The following is a 14574-nucleotide window of genomic DNA, read 5'->3' on the forward strand; positions in this document are numbered from 1 at the left end:
GGCCCCGCCCCGGTGGCCTCAGCGGTGGGCCGGGAACTCCACGACCTGCTGGAAGGTGGGCCGGTTCTGCCAGCTCATCTTGTCGTGGGTCAGCCCGCCGACCGCCCGGTGGATGATGGCGTCGGCGCACCACTGGTCGCCCGCGGAGCAGTTGTCGTCCCCCGGGTAGACCTGGGCGGCGGTCTTGCCCACGGCCGTCTTCAGGCTGGTCAGCAGGGCGTCACGGCAGGCGCTGAGCTGTCCGCCGCCGCAGTACGGGCGGGCCAGCGGCCCCTTGACGTCCTCGCCGAGGACCGTGCGCAGATCCTTGTCGACATAGGACCACCAGCCGTACTGGAACGAGGACCCGGCGTGCGAGCCGGTGGGGCCGTGTCCGGCCGAGGGCGCTTCGTCGACCGTGAGATTGGCGCGCAGGGCGTCGTAGAGGCCGTCGCCCAGTCCGGATTTGAACTCGGCCTCGACCAGCAGCGGCCACCAGGCGTCCATGATCCGTACCGCGTCGGCGTGCCCGTAGGTGTGCGAGCCTGCGCTGGTCTCATGGCGCTGTGAGCCCGCCGACTGCCAGGAGTCGAGCTGCTGTGCGGCCGTGGCGAGCTGGGGGTCGTCGATGGGCCCCGAGCGCAGCACCTTCAGCAGCTCCGGCAGCACGTCCTCGCCGCGCAGATCGGTGACGGCGGCCTCGGCCATGGCGCGGGTGAGCGCGGAGCGGGTGACACCGCCCTTGTCGACCAGGGCGCGCACCCGGTCGTCGAGGAGGTTGCCGCGGTGCACCGAGCCGTTGCCGAAACCGGCCACGCTGTAGTCCTTGGCCAGCTTGTTGTTCCAGCTGATGTAGTAGTCCTGGTCGATGGACTGGGGGTGTTCGGCGGGCGGTGTGGAGGCGGCGGTGTTGTCCTTGGGATCGAAGTCCCGCCACTCGTAGGCGGCTTCACCCTTCACCGGCAGCGAGGCGTCGACGTCCGCGGCGCGCACCGGGTTGAGCCCGCTGTTGTAGTAGCCGGTCTGCCGGGAGTCGGCGTAGAACCAGTTGAAGGTGTAGTTGATGTTCTGCGCCGCGCTCTGGAAGGACTTGGCGTCCTTCACATAGTCCGGGTCGTTGAGCATCTGGAAGCCGATGATGGAGTCGGCCTCGTGGCGGTAGGTGGAGCGCAGCATGGTGTAGGCCACCGGTTTGCCGTCGACGGTCGCGCGATGGGTCACCAGCCCGTACTTGGTGCGGTAGACCTGCATCCGGTACGAGCCCGCGGCGGTGGAGTCGGCGAGGGTGGGCTTCCAGGCGTTGCGCCGCTCCAGCTTGTCCATCGGCACGCAGTCGCCGTGGTAGCGGTAGTACGTGGAGTCCTTGGACGGGGTGGAGCCGTCCGGGGAGCACAGCTCGACCGCGTAGGTGTCGGTGATGTCCTGGCCGGAGGTGGTGGCGCTCCAGGCGTAGTCCTGGCCCCGGCCGAGCTGGATGTACATCCCGACCCCCGCGAAGGAGGCGCCGCGGGCGCTGATCCCCGGGCCCTGGATCTCCTGGAGCATCAGGAGCTGCGGGGCGAAGTAGCCGGTCTGCGGGCCGAAGACGGCCACCGGGTGGCCGCTCGCGGTGTACTTGCCGGAGACCACGAGCGCGTTGGACATGCCCTTCTTGCGGCTGAACAGATCGCGGGGCAGCACCCCGTCGTCGTAGATGCCGCGCAGCGGCTCCAGTGCTGCCTTCGGGGCCTTGACCTTGGTGCGGGCCGTGGCGCCGGACTTGGTGGCGCCGCCCTCGCGGTCGTAGACGAGCTGTTCCGGGGTGACCGACCCGGCGTCGGGCAGCGCGCCGCCCTTGGGCGTCGCGGGCTTTCCGGCGTACGGGAAGCTGCCGTCGCGTACGGTCAGCGCCGCCTCCGGGTCGTTGCGCTCGCGGAAGGACTCCCACACCTTCGCGCCCTCGGTCAGGCCGTACTTCTGCTGGGCGGCGAGCAGCGAGAGCGCGCCCTCCACCTCGCCGCCCCCGCCGTTGCCGAAGAGGGCGCCGACGACGGAGGCGAGGGCGATCAGGTCGGTGAGCTTGAAGGGCTGGATCTCACCGGCGTTGGTGATCGCGTCGATATGGCCGGTGAGCACGTACTCACCGGGGAAGTAGCGGCCGTCCTTGGCCTTCTTGGCGTAGGCGTTGATGCCGTCGATGTACGCCTGGGCGTCGGCCAGTGCCTGGCGGCCGCGCTCGCCACCGTGGGCGAGGATGTAGTCGACCTGCGCCTGGTAGTCGTCCTCGGTGTACGGCGCCTGGCGGAAGAAGTCCTGTTCCAGCCCCTGGTTGGCGGGGGCGCCGCCGGCGAAGGAGGTCAGCTCGCCGCGGCCCACGTGGCGGAAGAGGTCCATCAGCCACAGCCGGTCCTGGGCGGCGGCGTATCCGGCGCCGAACTCGGTGCCCTCGCGGGTGGTGCCCTGGATGTGCGGGACGCCGGTCTTCTTGTCGCGGGTGATCGTGACGTCGCCGCGCGGCTTGGTCACGGAGGCGACCTGGTCGGCGGGGACTCCGAAGGAGGAGTCGTTGAAGAAGTTCGTCAGCTTGTCGTCGGTGAGGGTGGGGTAGCCGCTCGCCAGGTCGCCGTACGGGCCGAGCTGGTCGGCGCTGTGCTCGGGGTGGGTGCCCAGCACCCGGTTGGCGAGGATGTCGGCGAGGGTGGCGTTGCCGGTCGCGCCCGGCGGGAGGATGTCGGAGCACTGGCCCCGGCAGTAGTCGGTGGCCGCCGCGGCCGGCTCGGCCCGGGCCGGCTGGGGCACCGGGGCCGCGAGGGCGACGCCGAGGCCCAGCGCGGCGGCCACGGCGAGCACGGTATTGGTGAGCTTGCGGGTCCTGGTGGGCCTGGGGGTTCGTCGTCGCATGTGCGCTCCTCCCGATTGCCGTCGCGACGGAGGTTACCGGCGGTATTACCAGCCCGGAAGATGAGCGGACGTCAACTTCGTGACGCAAGAGGCCCAATGAGGACTGCCGGAGAAAGTCCGGGGAATTCGATGGATCCGGATCGCACTGCGTTACGTCCATTCGACAACGAGTCGGGTCCGCACTCGCGGAGGTGGTATGAAGTGGCCGGTTTCAGAGCACTGGCACGAGAAGTTCGCAATCCACGCAGACACATCACTGCTCGGCGCACATCGCTGCGCAAATGCCTTGAACGGTTCGCGCCGTACGGGCACCGGGCGACCTGGCACCATCTGTGCACCCGCTCCGGGATCCCCCCGGAGGACCGCAGGCCGGACCCCCTACGACTGCTCACCGCTTTGGAAGAGCTCGAGGAGGCCCGCACGCTGTGGCTCGCGTACGAGGCGGACTTCGCCGCCCGGCGCAGGCAGGAGAAACTTCTCGGCATCCGGCAGCCGAGCACCGTCGACGACTGGCATCTGAACACCTGGGGCGGATGCGACATCATTCCCTGCGAGAGCCCCTCGGCCCATCCCGGCGACCGCCTCGCGGACGTACTGCGACGGCTGATCGCGGCGATGGAGTCGGGACCGGGGTCGGCCTGCCCCGTATGTGCGCGACGGGGCCTGGTCTGGCGCGAGGACCTGGACCGCTATCCATCGGCCGGGCCGGTCTGCGCGGACTGCGGCATCGTGGTGCCGCTGCCGCTGCTGACCACCGAGGCCCTGGCAGCGTCCCGGGGCACGGTCCGGCTGGGCCGTTACGCGACCGTATGACGCGCCACCGTATGGCGCCCGGCCGCCTCTGGCCGGGAGCGCGCTCGCCGCAGTCCCCGCACGGGGTGGCCGGCGAGCGCGCGGGAACCCCTTGACGAGGACCGGCGAACGCTGACGTCCGCCGGTGGCCGCGTCGGCGCGGAGCCCGCGTACGGGGGCGCGGCGCGCGTTGACAGGATCCGGGTCGGCCAACCATGCTGAGCAGTCGCTTAGTGAGTGGTTGCCCGGGAGGCACGCATGGCAGAGCCCAGGATCTTCACCTCGCCCGATGACCTGCGGTCCGCGGTCGGCGAGGAACTCGGCCCCAGTGACTGGCTGGAGATCGACCAGAAGCGCATCGATCTGTTCGCCGACGCGACCGGCGACCACCAGTGGATCCATGTGGACCCGGACAAGGCCGCCGCCGGTCCGTTCGGCACCACGATCGCGCACGGCTATCTGACGCTGTCCCTGCTGCCGTCGTTCACCCCGCAGCTACTGCGGGTCGAGGGCGTGCGGATGGGCATCAACTACGGCGTGAACAAGGTCCGTTTCCCCTCCCCCGTCCCGGTCGGCTCCCGGCTGCGCGCCACCGGCCGGATCGTGGAGGTGGCCGAGGTCAAGGACGGGCTGCAGATGACGCTGGCGGTCACCCTCGAGCGGGAGGGCGGGACCAAGCCGGTGTGCGTGGCGGAGTGCGTCGTGCGCTACTACGCCTGACGACGGCCGTCGCTCCTACGGCAGGTCCTGACCGGCCGTCGTCCTTACGATGACGTCCGCCGGTCCTGACCGCCGTCGGCGCCCACCATGCGCAGCACCAGACCCGCGTAGAGGTCGCCGACCTCGTCGGGGGTGCTGCGCCCGCGGGCGTTGAACCAGCGGGCGACGTCGATGCACAGGGACAGCACCGCGACCGTGGCGCCGCGGACGTCCGGGACGTCGAAGGCGCCCGCCTTCACCCCGTCCTCGATGATCGAGCGCACCGCCCCGTCCGTGGCCTTGCGGACGGCGATGACCTCGGCGTGGTGCTCCTCGGCGAGCGCGCCGAGCTCGTACTGCACCACCCGCGCGGTCATATGGTGCTCGGCGTGCCAGCGGACGAAGGCGTGGACGGCACGGGCCAGCCGCTCGGCGGGCGTGCCCGCGCTGTCCCGCGCCCGCTCCACGATCTCCAGGGCCCGCTCATGGCCGACCTTGCTGATCTGGTAGAGCAGCTCTTCCTTGGTCTTGTAGTGGATGTAGAGGGCGGCCGGGCTCATTCCGGCGCGGCTCGCGATGTCCCGGGTGGTGGTGGCGTGGTAGCCGCGCTCCGCGAAGGCGTGCACGGCGGCGCTCACCAGCCGCCGGGCGGCGTCGGGGGTGATGTCGCCCCAGGGCTCGATCCCGCCCCCGCTGTTCTTCGGCTCCGCGTCCATGGCGGACACCCTACACGGAGAGTGAGCAAGCGCTTAGAGGTCCCCGGGGTCCCCGCAGGGCCACAACGGACGGCCGTGCCCGCTCGACGTCAGTGCCCGCTCGACGTCAGTGGCCGCTCGACGTCAGTGCCCGCTCAGCGCGCGGCCGCCGTCTCCGTGCCCACCCGGCCGGGGAACTCCGCGCCCAGCAGCCGCAGCAGCGGGGTCGCCTTCACGGCCGTCTCCTCGAACTCCTCGTCCGGGTCGGACAGCGCCACGATCGCCCCGCCCACCCCGTACCGGATCCGGTCCGGGGTCACCACCAGCGTGCGGATCACGATGCTCAGATCGCAGGCCCCGGACAACGAGAAGTAGCCGATGGCGCCCGAGTACACGCCGCGCGGGCCCTCCTCCAGATCGTCGATGATCTGCATAGTGCGGATCTTGGGCGCGCCGGTCATCGATCCGCCGGGGAAGGCGGCGCGCACGCTCTCGACCGCGGAGCTGGACGGCCGCAGGGTGGCGCGCACCGTGCTGACCAGCTGATGCACCGTCGCATACGTCTCCACGTCGAAGATCCCCGGCACCCGCACCGATCCGACCTCCGCGGTGCGGCCGAGGTCGTTGCGCACCAGGTCGACGATCATCAGGTTCTCGGAGCGGTCCTTCTCGCTGGTCGCCAGGTCGACGCGGAGCAACTCGTCCTCGGCCGGGGAGCTTCCGCGCGGCCGGGTGCCCTTGATCGGCTGGGACTCGACGGTGCCGTCCCCGAAGACCCGCAGAAAGCGCTCGGGCGAGGTGCTCAGCACGGACAGCGGGCCGAAGCGGAGCAGGGCGGCGAAGGGCGCGGGGCTGAGCCGGCGCAGGTACTGGTAGGCGGCCCATGGGTCCACCGGCCCGTCGGCCTCGGCCATGTTCGTCAGGCACACCTCATAGGTCTCCCCCGCGGTGATCAGCTCCTGGCAGGCGGCGATCATCTCCAGGTACCGCTCGCGGCCGTGGCGCAGCCGCACCTGACCCGGGCCGCCGTTGAGCGGGGTGCGACGGGGCTTGTGACCGGTCAGCTCCGCCAGCCGGGCGGCGGTCTCCCGCAGCCATGCCCGGGCCGGTTCCTCGCCGCCCCGCTCAGCGCCCTCCTCCGCGAGGGCGAGGAGATAGGTGGCCGAGGTCTCGTGGTCGAACACCACGGCGCGGTCCGCGAAGATCATCGCGGCGTCGGGCTCCGGGGAGCGGTGGGTCCGCTCACCGCCGCACTCGGCCTTGAGCTCATACCCGAGGTATCCGGTCCAGCCGAGGGCGAAGTCGAAGGGCAGCGAGGGGAGTTCGACCCGGGCGGCGCGCAGATCGCGCTCCAGCCAGGACAGGAACTCCTCGTGCAGGACCTCGCGGGAGCCGTCCGCGGTGACGGTGACCGTGCCCGCCCAGGTGTCGGCGGTGGCGACCCGGGCCAGCGGCCCCGAGGCGTCCCCCATCATCGAGAACCGCCCGCGCTCGCCCCCGACGGCGCTGCTGTCCAGCCAGAAGGCGTGCCGGTCGGCGCGGAAGAGCCGGTCGAAGACGACCTCGTCCGACCAGCGGGTGGGCAGGGTCTCCACCAGCACCCGCAGGGATCGCGGCGTGGCGCGCGGCGCGGCGGTGGGTTCGGCGACGCCGCGCGGGGAGCGCGGGCCGCGCCGTCGCGCCGGTGCCACGCCGTGCCCGGTCTGCCAGGAGCGGGTGAGGTCGGCGAAGTTGCTCAGCAGCAGCCGGCCGTGCTCGGTGCAGATGGACTCGGGGTGGAACTGGACGCCCCACAGGGGCCGTTCCCGGTGGGCGATCCCCATCAGCACACCGTCCTCGGTCCATGCGGTGGCCCGCAGCTCCTCGGGCAGGTCGGTGACGGTGAGCGAGTGGTAGCGGACGACGTCGAAGGGGCTGGGCAGCCCGGTGAAGAGGCCGGAGCCGTCGTGCGCCACCCGGGACAGCCGGCCGTGCCGGGGCTCCGGGGCCCGGACCACCCGGGCGCCGCTGAGCAGGCCCACCCCCTGGTGGCCCAGGCAGACACCGAGCAGCGGCAGGGCGCCGTCGAGGATGATGTCGCGGCAGACGCCGAAGTCGGCCGGGCGCTCGGGGCTGCCGGGTCCGGGAGAGATGACGACGTTGTCGAAGTCCCGCAGCATCTCGGGCTTCCAGCCGGGGTCGTCGTGCCGGATCACCTCGGGCTCCTGGCCGTTGACCTCGGCCAGGTAGTGGAACAGGTTGTAGGTGAACGAGTCGTAGTTGTCTACCAGCAGCGTGCGCATCGAAACCTCGAACCTATCGGAACTTAAGGATGACGGGCACGGTTCACGCCGCGCGGAGCAAGGCGGTGAACGCGTGGACCGCTTCGGCGGCCTGCTCGGGGTTCAGCCGGGGGTCACAGGGAGACCGGTACCGGGGGAACGCGGCGGTCCCGGCGTCCGCGGGATGGGCGACGCACTCGGTGACCGGTTCCGGTGTCATCTCCAGGTGCAGCCCGCCGGGCCACTGACGGCGGCCCCGCAGGATCCGGTGGAACGCGGCGACCTCGTCGAGGATCGCCCGCAGGCATCTGGTCTTGTGACCGCTTGCGGAGCGGATCGTGTTGCCGTGCATGGGGTCGGTCAGCCAGACCACCGGGATCCCGGTCTCCGCGACCGCCTCGACCAGCGGCGGCAGCAGCCACTCGATCCGGTCCGCGCCCATGCGCACGATGAAGGTCAGCCGGCCGGGCAGGCGCTCGGGGTTGAGCAGCCGCGCCAGCTCCACCAGATCCGCGGGGGTCGCGGACGGCCCGACCTTGACGCCGACCGGGTTGCGGATCGAGGCGGCCAGCCGGATGTGCGCGCCCCCGGGGTCCCTGGTCCGCTCGCCGATCCAGCCGAAGTGGGCGGAGGAGGCGTGGCCGCCGCCGTCGACCGCGTGGAGCAGGGGTAACTCATAGGCGAGCAGCAGCAGTTCATGGGAGGCGAAGATCCGCTCGGCCGCGTCGCGCGACGTCTGTTCGTCGGTCATCGTGGACAGGACGGCGGCCGCGCGGTCGTAGGCGGTGAGCAGCCGGTCCGGGTCGGGGATCCGGGCGCGGGGGTCGGCGGCGGCGCCGTTGACCGCGTCTCCCCGGTAGACGGGCAGTCGGGTGCCGTCGGGTAGCGGTTCGTACGGCATCGATCTGGGCTTGGCGTACTGGCCGGCGATACGCCCCATCGTCACCACCGGAAGGCCCAGCCCGGTGCGGATCGCCGCGGACAGCTCGCGTAGCTGCCCCAGCTTGCGCCGCACCACGGGGGGCGTGGCGTCGGCGAACAGCTCGGCGCAGTCGCCGCCCTGGAGGACCACCGCCTCCCCGCGCTGCACCCCGGCCATCCGCCGGGTCAGCTCCCCGGTCTCCTCTGGGGGGATGAGCGGGGGGCGGCCGCTCAGGGCGTGCCGGACCTCCTCGAGCCGGTCCGGGTCGGGCCACGGCGGCTGCTGAGCGGTCACCTTCTCCGCGGTCGGGCCGGGAGCGGTCATGTAAGGAAGCCTCCACTGGTCGAGCCGGACACATCCCGCTGCGGCGTCGCGACTTCCGCTGACGCGTCGCGACGGCGCGGGACACCTGTGGGGACCCCCGAACCGGCAGGCCGGACGGGTCGACGGAACCGAGGAAACAGACGAACCCGCTCCCGGCCGCAAAACCGCGACCAGCGAAGATAGAAAAGCTGGATATACGTCCGTCACTCCTTCGAGTGGATTTCTCCATCCACTCGAAAGGGTTTACCAGCGGTTACTACCGGAATTTCCGGCTCAGAGCCCCCGTTGCGCAAGCCGACGACAGGTCGAATCAGCGCGGCAGGGAGCCTAGCAATCGCCCGCAACCGTAAGCGACAGTTCCGCCCATATTTCGGCATGTGACGAGGGTCACATGCGTAGGACTTGCACTCAGTCTCGCCTTCTATAGTGTTTTCGACCTGCGCATATCCGACGGGGAAACCGCTTCGGATGGCGTAGCTGTCAAATGAGACTTACGGGGGTAAGTGAATGTCTCTTCGACCGAATCGTCTCCGAGCACCGGCTTCCGGAGAACGTCCATAACGCCTCGCCTCCTGGCAGTGGCTTTTTCGGCATATTCCCAGGTCAGACGGGTCGCCAGACCCTTGTGAGCGATTGCTGACCCGTAGGCCGCCGATCCATCGACAGCCATCCGCAAACGCCAGGACAAAGCCATACCCGCCCGCTGCGGCATGCCCGCACAGCGACGCGCCCATTCACATCCGAGCCGCATGCCGGCGTTGGAGCAATACGTCATGCACTTAAGCACGAAGTCCGTGCGCTCCGATACAAGAGCGCCCCGCAAACGCGTCATCCTCGCCGAACCCCGCGGTTTCTGCGCGGGTGTCCGCCGCGCCATTTCCATGGTGGAGCGGGCGCTTGAGGTATACGGCCCGCCTATTTATGTTCGAAAACAGATCGTCCACAACCACTACGTCGTCAGCCTCCTGGAGCGCAAGGGCGCACGCTTTGTGGAATCGGAATTCGAAGTTCCCGAAGGGGCGGTGTGCCTCTTTTCCGCACACGGCGTCTCGCCCGCGGTCCGCACCGGTGCCGCCGATAGAAACCTGCAGGTCATCGACGCCACCTGCCCACTGGTGGCCAAGGTCCACCAGCAGGCGCGCCGGGTGGTCCGGGACGGCCGGGTCCTGCTGCTGGTGGGGCACGAGGAACACGAGGAAACGGAAGGCACCCGGGGCGAGGCACCGCGCGAGACCCTGGTCGTCGAAACCGTCGAGGACGTCGAACGGCTGGACCTCCCCCGGGACACCCCGGTGGCCTATCTGACCCAGACCACCTTGTCGGTGGACGAGACGGCCGACATCGTCCGCGCCCTCACCGAGCGGTTCGACGACATCGTCGGCCCCGGGACCGACACCATCTGCTACGCCAGCCAGAACCGGCAGAACGGCATCAAGTCCCTCGCCCAGCAGGCCGATCTGGTGCTGGTCGTCGGCTCGGAGAACTCCAGCAACTCCCAGCGGATGGTCGATGTCGCCCGGGAGGCCGGAACCCCCGCCCAGCTGGTCCCGGACGTCTCCCGGCTGAACGGCGGCTGGCTGGAGGGCGTGACCACCGTCGGCGTCAGCTCCGGCGCCAGCGTCCCGGACGCCCTCGTCCACCAACTCCTCGACCGGCTGGCCGAGTTCGGCCATGACGAGGTCGAGATCGAGTCCACGGCCGTCGAGGACGTGGTCTTCTCCATGCCCCTGCAGCTCACCGACGGCATCCGGTCCGACGACCGGGAACGGCTCGACGACGCCTGGTCGAAGGTCCCACCGGACGCACCGGCCGGAACCCCTAGGAGGACGATGTGACTGCCCATGTGATGGCGACCGCCCGCCCCGCCTCGGCCCCGGCCACCACCGCCCGCCGGGCGCTGATGAGCCTGCTGCCCCGGGTCGAGGAGCGGCTGCACGCCTTCCTGTCCGCCGAGTACGACCGGTGGCATGCGCTGGACCCACGCTCCAGCGTCCCCATCGACGGGATCGCCGACCTGGTCAACGCGGGCGGCAAGCGCATGCGCCCCACGTTCTGCCTGAGCGGCTATCTGGCCGTCGGCGGCGATCCGGAGGACCACCGCGTCATCCCCGTCGCCGCCGCGCTGGAACTGCTCCACGCCTGCGCGCTGATCCATGACGATGTGATGGACGAGTCCCCGGTGCGCCGTGGCGCGCCGACCGTGCACACCAGCCAGGCCGCGCTGCACCGCGAGCGCGGCTGGCGGGGCGCGGCGGGCCGCTACGGGGAGAACGTCGCGATCCTCGCGGGCGATCTGGCCCTGGTCTACTCCGACGAGATCATGGCCGAAGTGGAGCCCGCGGTCGCCGCCGAGTGGCATCTGCTGCGCTCGGAGCTGATCATCGGCCAGTACATGGACGTCGCGGCGTCCGTGGAGTTCGAGCCCGACCCGGAGACCTCGCGGTGGATCGCCATCGCCAAGTCCGGCCGCTACACCATCCACCGCCCACTGGTCCTGGGCGCCGCGGTGGCCGGCCGCCCCGACGCGGCACCGGCCTTCGAGGAGTACGGGGCCGCGCTCGGCGAGGCGTTTCAGCTGCGCGACGACCTCCTGGACGCCTTCGGGGACTCCGAGGTCACCGGCAAGCCGAGCGGTCTGGACTTCGAGCAGCACAAGATGACGCTGCTGATGGCCCTGGCCATCCAGCGCAACGCGCACATCCGGGAGCTGGTGCCCGCTCAGCTACGGGGCGCCGACCACCTGCGGGAGCTGCTGATCAAGACGGGTGTGCGCGACGACGTCGAGAAGCATATCGACGGGCTCGTGGAGCGGGCCTGCCGTGCCATCGCCGCCGCCCCGCTGGAGCCGGAGTGGCGGGAGGAACTGGCCGCCATGGCCCACGAGGTCGCCTACCGAAACGCGTGAGGACGGCCGATGGGCACCGACAGCGACCGCACCCGGTGGCGGCACCGACGCGGAGGGAAAGAGCCCGGATGACACTGCTGGAGACCATCCACGGTCCCGCCGACATCAAGCACCTGAACGCGAGCCAACTGACCGATCTCGCGAGTGAGATCAGGCACTTCCTCATCGACAAGGTGCTGCGGACCGGCGGGCACCTGGGGCCCAACCTGGGCACCGTCGAACTCACCATCGCGCTGCACCGCGTGTTCGACTCCCCGCGGGACCGCATCCTGTGGGACACCGGGCACCAGGCGTACGTACACAAGATCCTCACCGGCCGCCGGGAGGGTTTCGACCGGCTCCGGCAGAAGGGCGGCCTGTCCGGCTACCCCTGCCGGGCGGAGTCCGAGCACGACACCATCGAGAACAGCCACGCCTCCACCGTCCTGTCCTACGCGGACGGCCTCGCCAAGGGGTTCCGGCTGCGCGGCGAGTCAGACCGCGCGGTGGTGGCCGTCATCGGGGACGGGGCGCTGACCGGCGGCATGGCCTGGGAGGCGCTGAACAACATCTCGGGCGCCCCGGACCGCCCCGTCGTCATCGTGGTGAACGACAACGGCCGTTCCTACGCGCCGACCACGGGCGGCCTCGCCACCCATCTGGCGGGCCTGCGCACCTCCCCCGACTACGAGCGGTTCCTGGAGTGGTCCAAGCACCAGCTACGGCAGACCCCGAAGCTCTACGAGGCGCTGCACGCGGTCAAGACGGGCCTGAAGGACATGCTCGCCCCGCAGGGGCTCTTCGCCGACCTGGGCCTGAAATACCTCGGGCCCGTGGACGGACACGACATCGCGGCGGTGGAGGCCGCCCTGCGGCAGGCCGCGGGGTTCGGCGGGCCGGTCGTGGTGCACTGCCTGACCCGCAAGGGCCGCGGCTACCGGCGCGCGGAGGCCGACGAGCGCGACCACCACCACGCGGTCGCCGCCGGCGACCCGGCGACCGGCGAACCGCTGGGCTCCCCGGGCCCGTCCTGGACCTCGGTCTTCGGCGCGGAGCTGGTCGAGATCGCCCGTGAGCGCCCCGAGGTGGTGGCGGTGACGGCGGCGATGCTGCAGCCCACCGGGCTCGCGGCGTACGCCGAGGAGTTCCCCGACCGGGTCTTCGACGTCGGCATCGCCGAGCAGCACGCGGTCACCTCGGCCGCGGGGCTGGCCATGGCCGGGATGGTGCCGGTGGTGGCCGTGTACTCCACCTTCCTCAACCGCGGCTTCGACCAGCTTCTGATGGACGTGGCGATGCACTCCTGCCCCGTGGTGTTCGTCCTCGACCGGGCCGGGGTCACCGGTGACGACGGGGCCTCCCACAACGGCATGTGGGATCTGTCGGTGCTCGGGATCGTGCCCGGCCTGCGGGTCGCGGCACCCCGCGACGGGGCCTCGTTGCGCGCCGCGCTGCGCGAGGCGGTGGCGGTCACCGACGGCCCCAGCGCCATCCGGTTCCCCAAGGGGCCGGTGGGGCCCGACATCCCCGCCGTCGACCAGCACGACGGCATCGACGTACTCCACCGCTCCCCGGGCGACGACGTCCTGCTGGTGTCCGTGGGCGCCATGGCCGCGACCGCCTGTGACGCGGCGCGCCGGCTCACCGAGGAGGGCCTGGGCGTCACCGTGGTGGACCCCGGCTGGATCAAACCGGTCAGCCCGTCCCTGATCAAGCTGGCGGAGCAGTACCGGCTCGTCGTCACCGTCGAGGACAACCTGCGCGTCGGGGGCTACGGCTCGCTGCTCGCCCAGGAGTTGCGCGACGCCGGCGTCCCGGCCCCGGTGTCCGGTTTCGGGATTCCGCAGCGCTTCCTCGACCACGGCAAACGCGCCGAGCTGCTCGCCGAATGCGGCCTGAGTCCCGAAGACCTGGCCCGTTCCATCCGGTCGCGGATCGCGGCCGACCGTGCGCCGGGTGTCCGGGCGCTTGAGGAGGATTCCCGATGACCGTCGATCTCGGCCTGCCCGCCGCGCCGCCACCGGTGCTCGGAAAGCGCCGCGTCACCCGTCAGCTCGGTGTGGGCGCGGTGGGGGTCGGCAGCGACTTCCCCGTCTCCGTGCAGTCCATGACGACCACCGTCACCGCCGATGTCAACGCCACCCTGCAGCAGATCGCCGAGCTGACCGCGACGGGCTGCGACATCGTCCGGGTGGCCTGCCCCAGTCAGGACGACGCCGACGCCCTGCCGCAGATCGCCCGCAAGTCCAAGATCCCGGTGATCGCCGACATCCACTTCCAGCCCAAGTACGTGTTCGCCGCGATCGAGGCGGGCTGTGCGGCGGTGCGGGTGAATCCGGGAAACATCAAGAAGTTCGACGACAAGGTCAAGGAGATCGCCCGCGCGGCGAAGGACCATGGCACCCCGATCCGCATCGGGGTGAACGCCGGCTCGCTGGACGCGCGGCTGATGGCCAAGCACGGCAAGGCCACCCCCGAGGCATTGGTGGAATCGGCGCTGTGGGAGGCGGAGCTCTTCGCCGAACACGACTTCCACGACCTGAAGATCTCGGTGAAGCACAACGATCCGGTGGTCATGGTGCGCGCCTATGAGCTGCTCGCCGAGTCCTGCGACTATCCGCTGCACCTGGGGGTGACCGAGGCGGGCCCCGCGTTCCAGGGCACCATCAAGTCCGCGGTGGCCTTCGGTGCGCTGCTGCGGCAGGGCATCGGCGACACCATCCGGGTGTCGCTGTCGGCGCCTCCGATGGAGGAGGTGAAGGTCGGCGCGCAGATCCTGCAGTCGCTCAATCTGCGGCCGCGCAAGCTGGAAATCGTCTCCTGCCCCTCCTGCGGCCGGGCCCAGGTGGATGTGTACAAGCTGGCCGACCAGGTCACCGCGGGTCTCGAGGGCATGGAAGTGCCGCTGCGGGTCGCGGTGATGGGGTGTGTGGTCAACGGCCCCGGTGAGGCCCGGGAGGCCGATCTCGGTGTCGCCTCGGGCAATGGCAAGGGCCAGATCTTCGTCAAGGGGAAGGTCATCAAGACCGTCCCCGAGAGCAAGATCGTGGAGACCCTGATCGAGGAGGCCATGCGCCTGGCCGAGGAGGCGGGCCCGCAGGACGCCGCCGAGTCCCCCACCGTCAGCGTGCGGTGAGG

At 70.7% G+C, this 14574-nt stretch carries 10 protein-coding genes; 6 read left to right on the forward strand and 4 right to left on the reverse strand.

Features of this window, described 5'->3' with window-relative positions; all coding sequences use genetic code 11:
• Window positions 1–18 precede the first annotated feature (18 nt).
• Window positions 19–2859 (reverse strand): penicillin acylase family protein, encoded by a 2841-nt coding sequence (locus tag J5X86_RS18685; protein WP_208517917.1) that lies wholly within the window; start codon window positions 2857–2859, stop codon window positions 19–21.
• 201 nt (window positions 2860–3060) lie between these two features.
• Between J5X86_RS18685 and J5X86_RS18690 the strand changes: the two genes are divergently transcribed.
• The gene (locus J5X86_RS18690; RefSeq protein WP_208517918.1) at window positions 3061–3672 is read left to right on the forward strand and encodes a hypothetical protein; all 612 of its coding nucleotides are present in this window, start codon (window positions 3061–3063) and stop codon (window positions 3670–3672) included.
• Between the two features lie 237 nt (window positions 3673–3909).
• Entirely contained in the window at window positions 3910–4371 is a 462-nt protein-coding gene (locus tag J5X86_RS18695; protein WP_208517919.1) for a MaoC family dehydratase, read from the forward strand.
• Between the two features lie 44 nt (window positions 4372–4415).
• On the opposite strand, the gene J5X86_RS18700 is transcribed toward J5X86_RS18695, so the two are convergent.
• From J5X86_RS18700 to J5X86_RS18710, 3 genes are all read right to left on the reverse strand, one after another.
• Entirely contained in the window at window positions 4416–5066 is a 651-nt protein-coding gene (locus J5X86_RS18700; RefSeq protein WP_208517920.1) for a TetR/AcrR family transcriptional regulator, read from the reverse strand.
• A 134-nt stretch (window positions 5067–5200) separates the two neighbouring features.
• Window positions 5201–7327: an aminodeoxychorismate synthase component I gene (pabB, locus tag J5X86_RS18705; RefSeq protein ID WP_208517921.1), complete on the reverse strand. Its 2127-nt coding sequence runs from the start codon at window positions 7325–7327 to the stop codon at window positions 5201–5203.
• A gap of 43 nt (window positions 7328–7370) precedes the next feature.
• A complete protein-coding gene (locus tag J5X86_RS18710) occupies window positions 7371–8552 on the reverse strand; it encodes a 3-deoxy-7-phosphoheptulonate synthase (protein ID WP_208517922.1) in 1182 nt (393 codons plus the stop codon).
• Between the two features lie 773 nt (window positions 8553–9325).
• On the opposite strand from J5X86_RS18710, the gene ispH reads away from it, so the two are divergent.
• From ispH to ispG, 4 genes are all read left to right on the forward strand, one after another.
• Window positions 9326–10387 carry a 4-hydroxy-3-methylbut-2-enyl diphosphate reductase gene (gene ispH, locus J5X86_RS18715; protein ID WP_208517923.1) on the forward strand — a complete coding sequence of 354 codons (1062 nt, stop codon included), beginning with the start codon at window positions 9326–9328 and terminating at the stop codon, window positions 10385–10387.
• Window positions 10384–11457 (forward strand): polyprenyl synthetase family protein, encoded by a 1074-nt coding sequence (locus J5X86_RS18720; RefSeq protein ID WP_308124611.1) that lies wholly within the window; start codon window positions 10384–10386, stop codon window positions 11455–11457. Before ispH ends, J5X86_RS18720 begins: the two co-directional genes overlap by 4 nt.
• A 68-nt stretch (window positions 11458–11525) precedes the next feature.
• Complete coding sequence (gene dxs, locus J5X86_RS18725) at window positions 11526–13424, forward strand: 1-deoxy-D-xylulose-5-phosphate synthase (RefSeq protein WP_208517924.1); 1899 nt, start codon at window positions 11526–11528, stop codon at window positions 13422–13424.
• On the forward strand, window positions 13421–14572 hold the full coding sequence (ispG, locus tag J5X86_RS18730) for a flavodoxin-dependent (E)-4-hydroxy-3-methylbut-2-enyl-diphosphate synthase (protein WP_208517925.1): 1152 nt from the start codon (window positions 13421–13423) through the stop codon (window positions 14570–14572). Before dxs ends, ispG begins: the two co-directional genes overlap by 4 nt.
• Window positions 14573–14574 lie beyond the last annotated feature (2 nt).

Source organism: Streptomyces sp. NEAU-YJ-81 (genome assembly GCF_017592595.1).
Classification (GTDB): domain Bacteria; phylum Actinomycetota; class Actinomycetes; order Streptomycetales; family Streptomycetaceae; genus Streptomyces; species Streptomyces hygroscopicus_B.